General features: G+C 60.3%; 13 protein-coding genes, 3 pseudogenes and 1 other annotated feature. Of the genes and pseudogenes, 11 read left to right on the top strand and 5 right to left on the bottom strand.

Going from position 1 to position 16,799, the window contains the following annotated elements; all coding sequences use genetic code 11:
* The first annotated feature begins 149 nt into the window (after positions 1 to 149).
* The 4 genes and pseudogenes from AC0L2J_RS16105 (at position 150) to AC0L2J_RS16090 (ending at position 3,282) form a co-directional block, all read left to right on the top strand.
* Positions 150 to 1,388 carry a cytochrome P450 gene (locus AC0L2J_RS16105; protein ID WP_473391831.1) on the top strand — a complete coding sequence of 413 codons (1,239 nt, stop codon included), beginning with the start codon at positions 150 to 152 and terminating at the stop codon, positions 1,386 to 1,388.
* Positions 1,389 to 2,113: 725 nt separating this feature from the next.
* Positions 2,114 to 2,532 (top strand): annotated as a pseudogene (locus AC0L2J_RS16100) (IS3 family transposase); the annotation flags it as partial.
* Positions 2,411 to 2,523 (top strand) — a sequence feature (AL1L pseudoknot). Its footprint overlaps the pseudogene before it by 113 nt.
* Before the next feature lie 3 nt (positions 2,533 to 2,535).
* Positions 2,536 to 2,748, top strand: a pseudogene (locus AC0L2J_RS16095) (helix-turn-helix domain-containing protein); the annotation flags it as partial.
* Between the two features lie 318 nt (positions 2,749 to 3,066).
* On the top strand, positions 3,067 to 3,282 hold the full coding sequence (locus AC0L2J_RS16090; protein ID WP_085348737.1) for a hypothetical protein: 216 nt from the start codon (positions 3,067 to 3,069) through the stop codon (positions 3,280 to 3,282).
* Between the two features lie 523 nt (positions 3,283 to 3,805).
* Here the strand turns inward: AC0L2J_RS16090 and AC0L2J_RS16085 are convergent.
* Together AC0L2J_RS16085 and AC0L2J_RS16080 are read right to left on the bottom strand one after the other, a co-directional pair.
* A pseudogene (locus tag AC0L2J_RS16085) lies at positions 3,806 to 4,971 on the bottom strand (diaminopropionate ammonia-lyase).
* Between the two features lie 689 nt (positions 4,972 to 5,660).
* Positions 5,661 to 6,146 carry a LysE family translocator gene (locus AC0L2J_RS16080; RefSeq protein WP_473391827.1) on the bottom strand — a complete coding sequence of 162 codons (486 nt, stop codon included), beginning with the start codon at positions 6,144 to 6,146 and terminating at the stop codon, positions 5,661 to 5,663.
* 486 nt (positions 6,147 to 6,632) lie between these two features.
* On the opposite strand from AC0L2J_RS16080, the gene AC0L2J_RS16075 reads away from it, so the two are divergent.
* Together AC0L2J_RS16075 and AC0L2J_RS16070 are read left to right on the top strand one after the other, a co-directional pair.
* Positions 6,633 to 6,851, top strand: coding sequence for a rubredoxin (locus tag AC0L2J_RS16075; protein ID WP_007600162.1), 219 nt, complete (start codon positions 6,633 to 6,635; stop codon positions 6,849 to 6,851).
* A 62-nt stretch (positions 6,852 to 6,913) separates the two neighbouring features.
* On the top strand, positions 6,914 to 7,558 hold the full coding sequence (locus AC0L2J_RS16070; RefSeq protein WP_473391823.1) for an FMN-binding negative transcriptional regulator: 645 nt from the start codon (positions 6,914 to 6,916) through the stop codon (positions 7,556 to 7,558).
* Positions 7,559 to 7,839: 281 nt separating this feature from the next.
* Here the strand turns inward: AC0L2J_RS16070 and pdxR are convergent, their stop codons facing one another.
* Positions 7,840 to 9,372 carry a MocR-like pyridoxine biosynthesis transcription factor PdxR gene (gene pdxR / locus AC0L2J_RS16065; protein WP_473391819.1) on the bottom strand — a complete coding sequence of 511 codons (1,533 nt, stop codon included), beginning with the start codon at positions 9,370 to 9,372 and terminating at the stop codon, positions 7,840 to 7,842.
* Between the two features lie 682 nt (positions 9,373 to 10,054).
* Between pdxR and AC0L2J_RS16060 the strand changes: the two genes are divergently transcribed.
* Together AC0L2J_RS16060 and AC0L2J_RS16055 are read left to right on the top strand one after the other, a co-directional pair.
* Positions 10,055 to 10,297 carry a GntR family transcriptional regulator gene (locus tag AC0L2J_RS16060; RefSeq protein ID WP_473391881.1) on the top strand — a complete coding sequence of 81 codons (243 nt, stop codon included), beginning with the start codon at positions 10,055 to 10,057 and terminating at the stop codon, positions 10,295 to 10,297.
* Positions 10,298 to 10,353: 56 nt separating this feature from the next.
* Positions 10,354 to 10,656: an aminotransferase class I/II-fold pyridoxal phosphate-dependent enzyme gene (locus AC0L2J_RS16055; RefSeq protein ID WP_473391814.1), complete on the top strand. Its 303-nt coding sequence runs from the start codon at positions 10,354 to 10,356 to the stop codon at positions 10,654 to 10,656.
* Between the two features lie 810 nt (positions 10,657 to 11,466).
* Here AC0L2J_RS16055 and AC0L2J_RS16050 read toward each other — a convergent pair.
* On the bottom strand, positions 11,467 to 12,195 hold the full coding sequence (locus AC0L2J_RS16050) for a TetR/AcrR family transcriptional regulator (RefSeq protein ID WP_473391810.1): 729 nt from the start codon (positions 12,193 to 12,195) through the stop codon (positions 11,467 to 11,469).
* A gap of 147 nt (positions 12,196 to 12,342) precedes the next feature.
* Here AC0L2J_RS16050 and AC0L2J_RS16045 point away from each other — a divergent pair, with 147 nt between their 5' ends.
* Positions 12,343 to 13,542 (top strand): cytochrome P450, encoded by a 1,200-nt coding sequence (locus tag AC0L2J_RS16045; protein ID WP_473391806.1) that lies wholly within the window; start codon positions 12,343 to 12,345, stop codon positions 13,540 to 13,542.
* Between the two features lie 241 nt (positions 13,543 to 13,783).
* On the opposite strand, the gene AC0L2J_RS16040 is transcribed toward AC0L2J_RS16045, so the two are convergent.
* Complete coding sequence (locus AC0L2J_RS16040) at positions 13,784 to 13,924, bottom strand: hypothetical protein (RefSeq protein WP_231189001.1); 141 nt, start codon at positions 13,922 to 13,924, stop codon at positions 13,784 to 13,786.
* Between the two features lie 288 nt (positions 13,925 to 14,212).
* Here AC0L2J_RS16040 and AC0L2J_RS16035 point away from each other — a divergent pair, with 288 nt between their 5' ends.
* Both AC0L2J_RS16035 and AC0L2J_RS16030 read left to right on the top strand, forming a co-directional pair.
* Positions 14,213 to 15,415, top strand: coding sequence for a cytochrome P450 (locus AC0L2J_RS16035; RefSeq protein ID WP_473391802.1), 1,203 nt, complete (start codon positions 14,213 to 14,215; stop codon positions 15,413 to 15,415).
* A gap of 94 nt (positions 15,416 to 15,509) precedes the next feature.
* Complete coding sequence (locus AC0L2J_RS16030) at positions 15,510 to 16,799, top strand: cytochrome P450 (RefSeq protein ID WP_473391799.1); 1,290 nt, start codon at positions 15,510 to 15,512, stop codon at positions 16,797 to 16,799.

Genomic DNA, 16,799 nt, shown 5'->3' with positions numbered 1-16,799 from the left:
ACCTCGCGCGAAGTCCAGCCATGATCATGCGTGACACATCGTTAGTGCACCGCCCAAGCTCGTCGTGTTTCGAGCGCGCTTCCCCCGAACTCTAGACAGCGCACTCAGCTGATCCAGCAAAAGTGCAAGCCAATGTCAGCGAGACAATCATGACAGCGTTATCGACAGAAAGCGCCTGCGAGAACACTGATATCCCGCTGAGCCGCCTTGATGTAAGCGAACCCAAGCGCTTCGAGGATGATACCGTTTGGCCTTATTTCGAGCGGCTGCGAAGGGAAGATCCCGTTCATTATTGCGAAAACAGCCCATACGGACCATATTGGTCGATAACAAAATACCGCGACATCATAGCCGTGGACTCAAATCACACAACATTCTCATCAGAGCGAAGCGTCACAATAGTCGACCCGCCGGAGGAGTATTGGACCCCCAGTTTTATCAAAATGAATCCTCCTCTCCATGCTCAGCAACGTAAGACTATCAGTCCGATAGCGGCATCGGAGAACTTGGCAAATCTTGAAGGCTTGATCCGCTCGCGGGTTCAGAAGATTTTGGACGGTTTGCCGCGCAACGATACCTTCAACTGGGTCGACAGGGTCTCGATCGAGTTGACGACCCAAATGCTGGCCACGCTGTTCGATTTTCCATTTCAGGATCGGTGGTTGCTGACCTACTGGTCGGACGTAGCTGCCTTGACTCCACAAATGGGCGACCAGATCGACAGCTGGGAAAAGCGAAAGGTGGTGCTGTCGGAGTGCCTGGACTATTTTACGCGGCTTTGGAGCGAACGGGTCGATTGTGAGCCGCGCGGTGACCTGATCTCGATGATGGCGCATTCACCGGCGACCCGAAACATGGAGCCCCGCGAGTTCCTGGGCAACCTCATTCTGCTGATAGTTGGAGGTAACGATACTACGCGCAACTCAATTACCGGGGGCGTCTTGTTCATGAGTCAAAATCCATCCGAAATGCAAAAACTCCGGGATGATGCTTCGCTGGTGTCCGGCGCGGTATCCGAGATTATACGATACCAAACCCCCATTGCACACATGCGCCGGACCGCTGTGGACGATTTCATGATAGGCCACAAGCGAATCAGGCGAGGCGACAAAGTTGTGATGTGGTACATCTCTGGCAACCGAGATGACGAGGTCATTGCGAGAGCCAACAGCTTCATCATCGATCGGGAAAATGTACGGCAACATCTCTCTTTCGGATTTGGGATTCATCGCTGCGTGGGTAGGCGCCTTGCCGAGCTGCAGCTGAAAATCCTGTGGGAGGAGATGCTGAATCGATGTTTGGAGGTAAATGTGGTCGGCGAACCGGAGCGAGTTCAATCGAATTTTGTGCACGGTTATTCCGCACTGCCGGTGCAGATCCCAGGTTAGTCTCGGCTGCGGCCGACCTTCAACACTGTCATGCCGTTCAGAGCCGGCGGTTAGGACAATGACTTTCTGGAGACCAGTTTTCTGGGTAAGTTCACCGGCGTTGCGTGACGGGCTTACGGTTGTTTCGAAGGTTGCGGGCAGGGGCCGCTATCGCGTCGAGGATTTTGGCCGGGCGGCTACGATACTCATCACGGCCTGCTGGAGCCGTGCCAGCGTTCAAAGTCTAGGGAAGCAGTCCGTCCAGTCGATGAACTGAATGACCAGAGACTGGCCATACGAGGGGGCTTACTTCATGTGAAGACGAGGACAAGCAGGCTCGAGCAGAGTAGCGCAAATCCGACTGCGGTCAGCCCGAGGAAACTGCTGGAGACAAGATCATGACTGCCCATGAACGACCTCTGCGGCCAGGAATAGAGATCGGCAATCGCCGCTCCGCTTCCCTTTCTGGCCAATCTCGGCATTGTTATTCAAATGAGCCGCATAATTCCTGCCGGTCTCGTGGCAGAGCGCACTTTTCCAGCAAGATCGAGCGACAGTTCGCCGCGTTCCGGCGGGCATCCTCGTTAGTGCTCTCGTGGTTGCAAACGGATCGCTCCGCCAGAAGCTGAGTAGACCAGAGCATCTTGACAGCAAAACTCACTCAATCGTGCCGTCCGCGTTTGAGCGCTTGCAGGATTGAGCGCCCATCTGAACCGCCGCCGCGGATTTGGCGGAGGCTCCAAGTCTTGAGAAGGTGGAGCCATGACAAGCAAGACGACGAGAAATGTTCACCCGAGGCCCGAGCCCGACGGGGTCGTATAGCTCTGTATCAGGCCAACGAGCACAGGTCGCGCTGGACGACGGTGACTTCCATTGCGGCCAAGATTGGCTGCACGCGCAGACCTTGCATGACTGAGTCAAGTAGGTCGAGATCGACAGTGGGCAGCGGGCCGGCGTTCCGACCGAGCTGGCCGAGAAGCCCAAGGCTCTGGAACGGAAGAACCGCGAGCTTCGCCAGCCAACGAGATCCTGCGGAAGGCAAGCGCTTATTTTGCGACGGCGGAGCTCGACCGCCGGTCCAAGCCATGATCGCATCGACGATGATCGTGCGGCGCGTGGGGTTGAGCCGATCTGCAAGATGTTGCCGATCGCCCCCTCGACCTACCGCGGAAGCAGATTATTCCCAAAGGCGGGCGACATGCCACCAGCGATGTTCAGATCTTCGGCAAAGGCGATCTCGGGGCAATAGCTCTCATTGGTAGAGCACGAAGAGATCGCGCCTCTCAAGGTGCAGGGCCAATCGATCCAACAGATTGGACGTCGCCTGGGGCGGGCTGATTCGACAGTCTCGCGTGAACTGCGGCGCAACGGCCGCCCGCGCCGAACCAGAGGGCCATGGCCGCCCATGTGAGGACCATAGCGCCCGCATGAGGCCGGCCCGGCGCTCAGGGAAATGCGAGAGCCCGGAAATCCGAGCCGTACGGGACGATTCCGTCCTCCTCGCAACGAGACGTTTCGAACGCGGCGCGATCGTTTCAAACGCAAGCGCCGCGCGAATTGCGAGGATACCAAGCCGCGTCAAACCATGAATTCACTTCTGCACGCGAGAGGCCTTTAACCGCTCGGCAAACGTGCGCTATACCGAGTGCAAAGAGGGCACTAGCCTTATCGCATTATCCCTCGAAAGGAGAGATGGAGCGTGAGCGAATTTACGGGAGAGGTTCAAGCGAACATGGGCCTGGTCTTGGATCAGGTCTGTGCGGGGCTGCCGAATGGCGGTGACCACGAGAGCCGCCGGTATGTCGCTGAGCAACTGATCCAAGCGGTACGGGCGGGAAAAACGACTCTGGGGGAGCTGACCTCTGCGGGACGTCGCGCTGTCGTCTATCTGAAGAATGCGCCGAAATCAGCCTAGCAGTCCCTTGTTGCCGGCCCGATCTGCCCTGCGTTCGCTCGCAGGCAACCGCGTACCCGACAGACCTCGTGGTGTTAGGGCACATTGACGGGTGGCATGGGCGCCGTCGGGCGCGGCATGAACGCGCTTTGGTGGTGGCCGCGTGCCGCCAATATGATCGCGAAAGCCGTGAGAACGATCAGGAGTCCACGCATATCGACAGATTACTCGGAGAGCTGTATCGCAATTATGAAACGGCTCATAGCCGGTGTGCCGAATCAACAAGAAAACGAAGCTGTTGTATCATTCGATGAGGCGAACGCGGTTGGACTGCAAAGCGCCAAAGTCATAACGCTTGGTCTTGCGGCAAGACGGCAAAGTCATGCCTTTTGTGCCGAAAACGTGCGTACGGGCCTCGTTGGAAGCAGGAATCTGCGGCGGATTTCAATCGTAGGATCAATCGCTGGATGCCTTCGTTCTTGGCCTTCTCTTGGGCTTGCGTCCCCGTCACGAGTTCACCGAACGGGCCGCGGATCATGAGCGTCTAGGCCTCCAAGCTTCTCCTGACCACTTGCGACAGAGACTGACCCACGAGCTGTTCGTAAGCGCCAGGATCCGTCGCGCCCTCGGTATTGATGAGGAAGACCCGTGCGTCAGGTTCAAGACCAGTCAAGCGCGCGAGGTCGAATCGGCCGCAACTTTCAGCAACCCTGCCAGACCAACCCCGCCACTTTCGCCTGCAACGATAGCCGGATCACCGTCCCGGGGATTGGCCAAACGGTTCATAATCCCGACGGCCTCCTCGTCATCGACAATCATAAAAGCGTCGGCTGCGCGCGAAAGGATGCGCCAAGCGACGAGCGAAGGTTCGTAGCACTCTAGCATCGCCATCACTGTCGACTGCCCATGAGCTACCTTGACGCAATGCCCGGTTCGAGCGATGGATCGACAACCGTGAAGGACGGGCGACTATCACCTAACGACACCGAAAAATGTCCAAGACCGCTGCGGCAAGTCCACCGACTCCTGACTGGACGAGGACGTGGGTCGGAGGTTCGGGCAACTGTCGTAGTGCTTCAGTCAGGAGCGCGGAGATCCCTGCATTACCAGACCAGGGATAGCCCGGCCAGGACCTGTCAGACACCGTGATTCAGCCGTTCTCTGCGGCAACTCGGGATGCTTCGGCAACGGAGTCATCGTAGTTGCCGCTGACGCGGATCATCTGCGCGCCATGTGGGACGATTGCTGCGCTACGCTGATCGCTGACGCCCGAGTGAATGAATATAGCGCAGTTCGCCCCCACGAGCTGAGCGCCGTGCGCTACGGACCTGCCATGATTGCCGTCCGTTGGCGCAGGATACCGTCTCCCCCGTGCTAGGGCCTTCACCTCAGGTGCGTGAAGCTCCGAGATGTCAACAGCCCTGCCGAGGCGCGGAGTTGCTGCTTCTAAGACGAGCCGGATGACGGCATAGAAGCCGCCCAAAGCCTTGAAACTGCCAAGCCCGAGCCGGTGACCCTCGTCGTTGACTTGGACCGAGCCCACGCCAATCTCGTGGGCGAGGCCCGGCAAGGAAATCAGCGCTGTTTCCTTGTGGCCATTGCGATATCAAGAAACCGTTCCACCTCGCACGCAGCTTCGCGACTCAGCATGTTGGCATCCGCACTATCCAAAGGCGCCCGGTGGTCAGTGCGATGGTCAGGAAGCAACATGGTTCGAGTTGGCGCCGATCTAAGCATCGCGGCGATGCGCTTGCCGAAACACTAGCGGCAATCCCAGCGATGTCACGCCTTCTCGCTAATCCGCAAGAAATGGGAGGCCGCTCTCGATGACGACCCCGACGGTGCTCAGGCTCGGGCGGGTGATGCTGATGTTTGAAGATCCGGCAGGAGGGCGTTGCGGCCATCGCTCACCCGTTCCCGGCTGCACTCCTCGTTTTGAGCACGAGGAAGGATGACGATTTCTAGGCCGTGGACACGAACTCGGTCCTCATCACGTACCCAGATCCAGCAGCACGAGAGCAAAAGGCAGCAGAGGCAAGCGCGTTGGATTGCAGTGGCGGGCCTTGCTCCCAGCCGGTTGATGCGTGCCTTCATGTTCTGCCGGCCCGGACGGCCAAAGCGCGGCCGAAGTCGAACCAGCATCGACGCTGGTCGTGATCCCGTTGCACGGTGAAGCAAGGACCTCCGATGGCAAGGCGTCCTTCGTAGCCGAATGGAGACTCTGCGCGCTATTCGAGCGCGGAAATTCGGCAGCGTGAACTCGTGCGCCGTGCGAAGAGTAGCGTTGGCCCCAGCCCGCAGATGATGGCGCCTGATGCCTGTCGCGCCTGAACGAAGAATGAGGGCGTTTTTTGCAAAGCCATCCCTCGTCTTCTGTCCCCAATAGGTCACAATCAGGTCTACGCTCGTGTTGAGTGCGAGCGAAATGAACCCAGGACGATGAACTGCATGCTGACACTCCCAGATGGGTCGACGAGTTGCGGGATGAACACGAGAAAGCATGCGGCTGTCTTGGGGTTGAGCGCCTCTATGACGATGCCCTGGCGAAAAGCAGAATGCGCATCTGTCGTCTGCAATTCTATCGGATCGACGCTTGTCTCGCGCCACGCCTTAATCCCGAGCCAGATGAGATATAGGCCTCTGGCGATCTTTAGGAAGGTGAACGCTTCTGCGCTTGCGACAACACGGGCAGACAGACCGACGGTGCCGCCGAAAACGTGGACAAGCCCTCCGGTACCCAGGCCAACGCTCGATGCGAGCCCTTCACTTCTGCCGCCAGCAAGCGTGCGGGCCACAATATGAAGAGACCCTGGCCCGGCGTGACCACCACAACCAATGCCACCACCAGGAACAAAAAGAACGTATGCGAGTTGAACATCGCTCAACCCGATTATCGTTTCAACTGGCGTTAGCGGCGCCAATCTTCTTGCATGATGGCTAGACCCGTTTCACGCCCGAGTGCAATTGCAGAAAGCTCAGGACTGCAGCGGCCGTTTGGCTCGCTAGAAAGCCATTTGTAACGCCGCCGGCCGGCCGCTGGACGGTTCTGGCTCATTTGCGCTCTTGTCGGAAGACGGAATGCACAGCCGACGCCTCGCAGGCCTTTGCGCCGACGAAAGCGGCGGCGCGTGACTGAGCGACCCATGGCTTCGCGGTCATGGTTGTCCAACAGTCGGATGACCAGTTTCGGCTGCTCGAAGAAGGAATGCACGTCTTCTCTGAGAGATATTCCTACTGCCGGGTTGACGGCCTTGACCAGAACCAGAGGACGTCAATCTGGTACAGCAAGAATCCCGCAGACTGGCTCTATGGAAGGAACCAGTTCTAGCCTACATCGGTGTCATGAATGCTCCACAGCACAGGCCACCGAGATGAGCAATGAAAGCGCTCACCTGCACTCTGACACAGCGATCGGCGCACCGGTTTACAAGACCTGGATGTGCGCGCTCTGCGGGGTTGTTTACAGCGAGCGGGAGGGATGGCCGGACGAGGGCATTCCGCCGGGCACTCGCTGGGAAGACGTTCCCGACGAGTGGATCTGCCCCGATTGCGGCGCAGACAAGAGTGAATTCCAGATGACTGAGGTCTGAACGAAATCCCGTTGATGCTGCGAGCAGCATGCGCGGCATTCATCAATTGCCAGGGAGCTAGCATGTACGTCCCCCCACATTTCGCCGAGTCGCGCCCTGAGGCGCTTCACGATCTCATCAACAAAAATCCTCTCGGCATCCTCTTTACTAACGGGAAGAGCGGGCTCGACGCAAATCACCTGCCATTCGAGTTGCATGCGAAGGAAGGGCAGCAGGGCGTGCTTCATTCACATGTGGCTCGCGCAAATCCCATTTGGCAGGATATCGCGACGGGAAACGAGGTGCTGATCGTATTCCGCGCCGGGGATGCCTACATCGCGCCGAACTGGTATCCGAGCAAGGTCGAGTTCAAGAAGCAGGTCCCGTCCTGGAACTATATGGTGGCTCATGTGTACGGACGCGTGACAATCCGCGACGATGAGCGTTACGTTCGTGGCATGGTCGCGCGGCTGACGCGCATCCATGAGGCGAAGCACGCCGATCCTTGGAAGATGACTGACAGCCCCAAGGACTACATCGATATGATGCTCAAGATGATCGTCGGAATCGAGATCGAGATCACACGACTCGTTGGCAAGTCGAAGCTTAGTCAGAATAAAGAGGTCCGGGACATTCTCGGTGCAGGGAACGCGCTCAAGGCCCAGGGCAAGGATGTGATCGGCGATGCAATGCTGGCCGCCGCTGTGGCCAAAGCGGAGCAGGCCTGACTCATATCCGACGGAGCGACATGCTCGGAGAAATCGTGGCGCAACGACCTACTTGTGATCCTCGGGTATGACGGGGCCAAACCCATCGGCGGCCCTGCGCAAGCATGGATAATCTCATTCGCCCTACGATCGTCTGCCGCTGGCGAAAGCTGTAGTTGGACTCAAAAACTGGAGATCAGTGCGCGTTCTTCCCGGCGCGCTGCGGAGCACCCAACCCAATGTTCAAGTTCGCGGCGAGCGCCGATTGCCGCGAAAGAGACCTGAGCGCGGCCATCCAGATATTATCTGGCAGTTTCCATACGTGGGCGCTTGGACAGTTTGGCCTTTCTGTTCGCGCGGACCGATGCCTCAAGGACACCTTTCAGGCGGACTGCGGCCGCCTGCAATTCCGCGACGGAAAAGCCGCCGAAGCCGAGCATTAGACCGAACCGAGCAGGCGCATTTTGGTACATGGGCGAGATCGGTCGCACAACCAGCCCGGCCTTGTGTGCTTGCTCGGCAAGCTTGACGTCGTCGAGGCCGGCAGGAAGCCAAAGCACCAGGTGCATACCTTGGTCGCTGGGTTGGAGCGCTGTCCAGGACGGCAGCTCCGTCTCAATGGCGGAGATCAGGGCCACGCGCCGTTCTGCGTAAGCGCCCCGGATGCGCCGTATGTGAGCTTCGAAATAGCCCTCGCGCATATATTGCGCGAGCACATATTGATCGGCTGTCGGAGAATGGCGGTCAATAAGAGCACGGGCGCCCGCGAACGCATCCACCAGCGGAAGGGGAACGATGGCGTATCCGATCCGCATGGATGAAAACAGCACTTTGCTCATCGTCCCGAGATAGACGACACGTGTAGGATCGAGTCCCTGCAGGGACGGAAATGGATGTCCCGCGTAGCGAAGTTCGCTGTCGTAATCGTCCTCGACAATCCAGGCATTGTTTTGACGGGCCCAGGACAGCAGAGCCGTGCGTCTCCCCATGCTCATCGGCATGCCGAGCGGATATTGATGCGATGGCGTAACGAACGCGACCCGAGCCTTCGGGCATCGGACGAGACCTTCGTGGACGTCGATGCCCTGCGCGTCGACGGGAATGCGAGAGGTCTGGACGTTGAAGTTTCCGAGAACCGCGACAATACCGGGATAGGCGGGGTCTTCCGCCCATACTGCGTCTCCGTCCGCAAGAAGAACGGTTGCAGCCAGAAAAAGACCCTGCTGCGTACCCGCCGTGATCACGACCTGGCCGGCCTCGCATTTCACTCCACGGGCTTTACGAACGTAGTCAGTAATCGCGAGCCGCAAATCAGGCAATCCTTTCGGGTCGATGTATCCCGACGGGGCAGCCACGCGCAGCGCTCGGACGCGATTACCGAGACGGCGCCACTTGTCATCCGGGGCGATCGCGCCTGCCGGATGAGCGATTGCAAATGGCGCCGTCCCTTGCGGCCGAAGAGCTTGCGCGACCTCTGCAAGACGGGCGACGTTCTCCCGCAACACAGGGCCGATCCGCGGCGGCGCAATAAATGCCTGCGGTGGGCTGACGAGTTCGCGACCGCCGTTGACGTTGGCGACGATCGTGCCGCCTCTGGCGCGCGCCTCGAGGTAGCCTTCCGCATGTAGCTGACCGAACGCCTCGATGACCGTACCCCTCGCGAGTTGGAGCGATGCCGCGAGGGCGCGGGTGGACGGCAGCCGTTCGCCCGGCTTCAACATCCCGTTTGATATCGCCTCGCGAAGTGCCTGTGTAAGTTGTTGTCCGACCCGGCCTGCGGCCTTGTCGAGAGAGCCCAGCGAGGGAATTGCGATGATGTTTCGGCGCCTTGCCATTGCCGTTCTGGTCTACCTGTCCGCTCGTACTTTGAAGTCCAGAATAGACCAACTCTGTGAGTCATTGAAAGAAATCGTCACATACCGCTCTACCGCTCGGTTTCGACATCCAACCCGCCGAGCAGCGATGGCCTTGCGGGTCAACGACCATTTCCCCACGACGTAGGTAGCTCGGCCCGAGGCCGTGGAAGATCGCCTCGTTGAATCGACGGGCTGAGCATCTTCGTTGTTGAGAGGCTATCCAGTTTCGAAGCCCGTCGAGAGTGTGAAATCCATCGGCCGCGTAGCAGCGGACGTCCGGAAGGAAAGCCTGCATCAATTCGGCGAGCGCATGTCCCGGATCGAGGTCCAAGCACCCTGCTGGCCCTCAGCTCTGCCAGGGCCTCCGGGGTCCCGACCGCTCGATGAGGCGCGCGAGCTGCAAAGTGAGCTTCACTGTTGCATCGCTTGCGGAGAAGATGCGCTCGCCGTCGCCTCCTGCGATCAGAATCCGCTGGCTTTCGATCGGCCTCGCGCCTGCTGGCGGCGAGCGCCTCTTGCAAGGGTTTGCGGGCGCGCGCGAGCCGTGACGTGCGGGAAGTGATCTCAATGCGTGTCTATATGTTGAAGACGGCTTCGGCGCTCAGGCGCTACATCGCGCCGGCCGCGGAAACTCGCGTCCGAGGGGGCGCGCTAGCTCGCCCTGGTCAGTGCTCTGGAGCGGGACATCGCTGACGGTCGGCTGTCCGATGGCGACTGCCTTCCGCCGCACCTTGAACTGGCACGAGAGCTCGGCCTGTCCGTCGGCACCGTCAGCAAAGCCTATCAGAAGGCCGAACAACGCGGTATCAGCGGACATGTCGGGCAGGGCACCTTCGTCCGGCGTCATTCGCCGCGCAGGCCGAGGTGGCCATGGCATGACATGAACCGGTCAATTTATCGCTGAGCGTGCCCGGCCACGGAAGCGAAACGCAGGTCCTGTCCGCGTTGTTTGGCGAGGTGGTGCGCGAACCTGATCTTGCACTGCTGTTGGGCTACCATCCTCACGCTGGCCTTTCCCAGGAACGTGAAATCATCGCAGCCTCGCTCTCTGACAACACCTTTACGGTCGCGCCGGCACAGCTGATTCTGTGCAACGACGCCCAGCACGCGATCGATGTCGCCCTGCACTTCGTGGCAAAACCCGGCGACAGTGTCTTGGTGGGTGCTTTCACTTATCCCTGCTTCAAAGCCATCGCCGCGCCAGCCACCTTAATTTGGTGCCCGTGGACATGGATGAGGACCGAATCGACCCTGAGGCGCTGAAAAAGCCTGCCGGGCGTCCCGAGCGCGAGTGCTCTATTGCCTGCCGACGTTGCAGAGCCCCACGGCTCGCACGCTGAGTCTTGACCGCGGGGGCGCATCGGTGAATCCGCCGAGGAGCTCGATCTCGCCATCACAGAAGATGACGTTTACCGCTTTTTCTTCCCCGAGCGTCCTGTGCCGATCGCCTCATTGGTGCCGGCCCTCTCCTTCTAAATCACGTCCTACTCCAAATACCTTGCGCCAGCCTTCAGGCTCGGGACAGTGACAGTCCCGCCGGCCTACATCGCTCAAACTCAGCTCCTCCTGCACGCCTGTGCCTGGTTTGTTGCTCAGGTGTTAGGCGAGACTGTGGTGCGGTTGATTGAGAGCGGAAAGCTGGAAGAACTTCTGCGTGAGCGGCGGCGTCAGGCGCACGAACGTTACGGGGTGCTCCTGGACTTTTTCCCAATGCCGCAAACTTCAGTTCTCAGCCTTCTACGGATAGTTGCAGTTGCCGCAAGAGTGGTCGCAGATCGGTTTACGGCCGCTGCGTCAGGACAAGGCATACTTGCTCCCCCCGCATCGCCTCAGCGGTGGGAAAGGGGGATCCTGGCGCCATTCGCATCTGTTTTGGCGCCCCCAGCGATCCTAAAGAACTGTCCGATATATTTCAGATACTTCGGGACATTATGGCTCGCCGGCCAGTAAACGTCGCTTCTCACGCGTAGGTGTCCGTCTTCGTTTCGGTACGCGTGGCGAATCCCTTCGCACGACAGCCCCTTTTCTTGGCTGCGACGATAGATCGGCTGCCATCAAGCCGGTGCTGCCGAACTAAAGAAGATCACCGATAAAAATTCTCGGCCAGGTCTCGGTCTGCCGAGCGGCTTTAATCTTCGCCGACCAAGCGTCGATGAGACTGTCGAGGACCAATCGTCCGTTGCCACGAGTATCCGGCCATTTCATCGTTGGTGTTCCCAGTGGCAGCGAGATCACCCCATGCGCCGCCGATAGCAGGGCGGTCGCGAGGCGCTCCGTCAGCCTTGGCGTCGCCTCCACCCCTAATTCGGAAAGATACTCCGCCATCGAGGTCACAAATAGCCCGTAGCCCTTTCGTGCGATCTCAGTTTCACCGAAATAAACCCCGTCGGGAAAACGCCTGTCCTCGACTGTGCCGGCCATCGAATAGAGCGATCGAAAATGATCGGGGTTATTCACCCAATACTCGATATAGGCCTCCATGACACGCCGCAGCCGGACCTCACCGCTGGAATGAAGCGCGCGGACTTGGTCGAGCCGATCCGCCATTTCCTCGAGATTCCTCTCCTTCACTGCCAGCAGCAGCAGGATCTTGGTCGGAAAGTATTTGAGAACCGTACCCTTCGAGTAACCGAGCGCATCGGCGATCTTCTGGATCGAAACGGTTTCGAGTGTGCCGCTCGCGAACTCCTTTCGCGCTGTTTCCAGGATTCGAGCCTGCAACGCGCGCTTGTCAGCTTCTTGGCGTGCGCGCTTCTGAAAGCGTCGCATCCCCTTGGAGTTTCCTGATCTCTCGGCCGACATCCAATCTCCGCCCGGTCTGTCCTGGTCTGTCCTGCAGCTACATGGCTGTTATCACGAGCAAAAAACGCCACTCCATTCCCAGCTTGCCATCTTCTGCAATAAATGACTATAGTCAATTAAGTAGAAGCGACCAAACGGAGGCAAACAGTGGCAACTTCGGCACGCGAGTATGCCTGCAGCGATTTCGATCCGTTCGACTGGGACACTCGCATCGACCCCTATCTGGCCTATGCCGAGCTTCGTGCGAAGGCACCCGTCGTCAGGCTCGACAAATACGGCATCTTCGCCGTGCCGTGTTTTGCCGAGATCAAGGCGGTCTTTGCTGACCATGTGAACTTCAGCAATGGCGGTGGTGCTGGCATCGTCAATTATTTCAAGGAGAAGCCGTGGCGTCCGCCGAGCATCGTCCTCGAAGCTGACCCACCGCTACATACACGCACCCGAAAGGTGCTAGCTCGGATCATGTCGCCGGGTGCCATGCGGGGCCTCGAGAACGGTTTCAAGGCCAAGGCCGCCGCGCTGGTCGACGAACTCATTGAAAAGAGATCATTCGACGCCGTCCGCGATCTTGCCGAAATATTTCCGGTGACTGTATTTCCGGATGCCCTGGGCATCGACAATGAGGGCCGCGAAAATTTTCTGACCTACGGCGCAATGGTGTTTGCCGGCATGGGGCCGGAGAACGATTATTTCCGATCTCTGATGGCCAAGGCACCTGAGGTTTTGCCTTGGGTTGCCGCGAAATGCCAACGGGACGCCTTGGCTCCCGGCAGTTTTGGCGCACAGGTCTACGAGGCCGCCGATAGCGGCGAAATTACCCATGACGAAGCGCCTCTGCTCGTCCGGTCCTTTCTTTCGGCGGGACTGGATACGACTATCAGTGCAACAGGCATGGCCCTCTTTAGTTTGGTCCGTCATCCGGAGCAGTGGGCCATTCTGGCCGCCAATCCTTCGCTGGCGCGCGGCGCGTTCGATGAGAGCCTGCGCTATGATTCCGCCGCACCTTACGTCTTTCGGACCACACCGCATGAAACCGAGATCGCAGGGGTGCCGATCGGTAAGCACGAGAAAGTATTGCTGCTGATTGGTTCTGCAAATCGCGACGAAACGCGGTGGGAGCAGCCCGACCAGTTCGACATCACCCGGCGCGTCTCGGGCCATATCGGCTTCGGCACCGGGATCCATGGCTGCGTGGGGCAAATGGTCGCGCGGCTCGAAGGCGAAGCCGTTCTGGCCGCCTTGGCGGCGAGCGTCGCATCAATCGAGATAACGGGCGAGCCGGTATACCGCGACAGCAGTGGATTGCGGGCCCTCAGCTCACTGCCGGTACGCGTTACGACGAAATAGCGCCAGCCCGGGCTCTTTGCGGCGGCTGTCATTGCCCGCCAGGACGGCTGGCGGACCTGCTTCCTTTGCGAGCTTATTGCCCGAAAGGTGTTGTCGTGCAAGCGGTTCGACGTAGTTGCTATAGTTCAGCACGCCTTTCGCATGGAAGTTCGTTGAGCCGAGGAAGGGATCTTGTTCTTGAAAAGGAGCTCCCAAGGGCCCGAAGGATCAACGATCGCCTTGATAACGTTTGCATCGAGAATCAACGCGGGCCCTCTATCAGCCTTGCGAAATACGCCATCGTCATCGTGGCGAACCCCAGGCAGGTCACCAGATCAATGCCGGCGGCGAGCAGCGCATCGCGCTGCAAGTCCGTGCTCTCGCCGTCGGAGTCCGACGACACGCATGTAGCCAACCAACATAGGCGGATACGCATCGGAAATAGGTTTCCGTATTGCAGCGCGTGGCGGCAGAGTTTTCCGCATATTTTTTGCGCCACCAAGCGTTTAGTTTAGGACGCTACTACAAGATTCGGTAGTTGGCTAAAGCCACTTTGAGGCCCTAGGTTCCGGCCGCCGTCCCCGCCGATCATCATCATCGACGAACAGAAGCGAACGCAAGCGCACGTGAAGCCCGCACCGTCTGCCGGTCACCTTCCGCCCTTCCATCGCGTAGAGACTGAAGTGTCACCATGTCCGAACAACCCTTGCCGACGCTGCCGATGTGGCGCGTCGATCACATCGAGCCCTCGCCCAAGATGTTGGCGCTACGCGCCAACGGTCCGATCCACCGCGTGCGCTTCCCGTCCGGGCACGAAGGCTGGTGGGTGACAGGCTACGACGAGGCCAAGGCGGTGCTGTCCGACGCGGCGTTCCGGCCCGCGGGAATGCCGCCGGCGGCATTCACCCCGGATTCGGTAATTCTGGGTTCACCGGGGTGGCTGGTCTCGCACGAGGGGGGCGAGCATGCCCGGTTGCGCACGATCGTGGCGCCAGCCTTCAACGACCGCAGGGTGAAGCTGCTCGCGCAGCAGGTCGAGGCGATCGCCGCGCAGTTGTTCGAGACGCTGGCGGCCCAGCCCCAGCCCGCCGACCTGCGGCGCCACCTCTCCTTTCCGCTTCCGGCCATGGTCATCAGCGCGCTGATGGGCGTGCTCTACGAGGATCACGCGTTTTTCGCCGGCCTGTCCGACGAGGTAATGACGCACCAGCATGAAAGCGGCCCGCGCAGCGCGTCGCGCCTGGCTTGGGAAGAACTGCGGGCCTACATTCGCAGCAAGATGCGGGACAAGCGCCAGGATCCGGGCGACAACCTGCTGACGGACCTGCTCGCGGCGGTCGACCAGGGCAAGGCGACCGAGGAAGAGGCGATCGGTCTGGCCGCGGGCATGCTGGTGGCGGGGCACGAGAGCACCGTCGCGCAGATCGAATTCGGCCTGCTGGCCATGTTCCGCCATCCGCAACAGCGCGAACGCCTGGTCGGCGATCCATCCCTGGTGGACACGGCGGTGGAGGAAATCCTACGCATGTACCCGGCGGGCGTGGGCTGGGACGGCATCATGCGCTATCCGAGGACCGACGTGACCATCGCGGGCGTGCATATTCCCGCGGAGAGCAAGGTGCTGGTCGGACTGCCTGCGACGTCGTTCGATCCGCGCCATTTCGACGACCCGCAAATCTTCGATATCGGGCGCGCCGAAAATCCGCACCTAGCGTTCTCCTACGGTCCGCACTACTGCCTCGGCATGGCGCTGGCCAGGCTGGAACTCAAAGTGGTGTTCGGTTCGATCTTCCAGCGCTTTCCCGCGCTGCGCCTGGCCGTGGCGCCCGAAGAACTGAAGTTGCGCAAGGAGATCATCACTGGCGGGTTCGAAGAGTTGCCGGTGCTCTGGTGATGCGCGGACGCCCCCGGGAATCGCGATCTTCTCCGCAATTTGCCGGCGCGCCTGGCGCGCGCCGTTCAGATCAGCCAGCCAACAGTTAAGCAAGATGGACGTGCAAGAAACCACAGCAGCATGCCGGGACGCCTTCGCCGAACTGGCTTCGCCAGCGTGCATCGATGACCCGTATCCGTTCCTGCGATGGTTGCGCGATCACGATCCGGTGCATCGCGCGGCGTCGGGCCTCTTTCTGTTGAGCCGCCACGCCGACATCTACTGGGCGCTCAAGGCCACGGGGGATGCGTTTCGGGGACCGGCGCCCGGCGAACTGGCGCGCTATTCCCCGCGCGCGGCGACCAGCCTGTCGCTCAATCTGCTGGCGTCCACGCTGGCGATGAAGGACCCACCGACGCATACGCGTCTGCGCCGGCTGATCTCGCGCGATTTCACCATGCGCCAGATCGACGACCTGCGGCCGAGCATCGCGCGCATCGTCGCAGCGCGCCTGGACGGCATGGCGCCCGCGCTGGAGCGCGGGGAGGCGGTGGACCTGCATCGGGAATTCGCGCTGGCCTTGCCCATGCTAATCTTCGCCGAACTGTTCGGCATGCCCCAAGACGACATGTTCGGGCTCGCCGCCGGCATCGGCGCCATTCTGGAAGGCCTAAGCCCGCACGCCAGCGATCCCCAGCTCGCCACGGCGGACGCGGCCAGCGCCAGCGTGCAGGCCTACTTCGGCGACCTTATAGAGCGCAAGCGCACCGATCCCCGCCACGACATCGTGTCGATGCTGGTCGGCGCACACGAGCACGATGCCGACACGCTGTCGGATGCGGAGTTGATCAGCATGCTGTGGGGCATGCTGCTGGGCGGCTTCGCCACCACTGCCGCGACCATCGACCATGCGGTCCTGGCGATGCTGGCGTATCCCGAACAGCGGCACTGGCTGCAGGGAGACGCCGCGGGGGTGAAGGCATTCGTCGAAGAAGTCCTGCGCTGCGACGCGCCCGCCATGTTCAGCTCCATTCCGCGTATCGCCCAGCGCGACATCGAACTAGGCGGCGTGGTGATCCCGAAGAACGCGGACGTGCGGGTGCTGATCGCGGCCGGCAATCGCGACCCGGACGCCTTCGCCGACCCCGACCGCTTCGATCCCGCGCGGTTCTACGGCACCAGTCCTGGCATGTCGACCGACGGGAAGATCATGCTGAGCTTCGGCCACGGCATCCACTTCTGCCTCGGTGCGCAACTGGCCCGGGTGCAATTGGCCGAGAGCCTGCCGCGGATCCAGGCGCGCTTCCCCACGCTGGCATTGGCCGAGCAGCCCACCCGGGAGCCCTCCGCGTTCCTTAGGACATTCCGCGCGCTGCCGGTGCGGCTGCATGAGCACGGTGGCTGA

It is taken from the genome of Bradyrhizobium sp. MV1.5, assembly GCF_055807615.1.
This window is presented reverse-complemented; position numbering and strand designations above follow the sequence as displayed.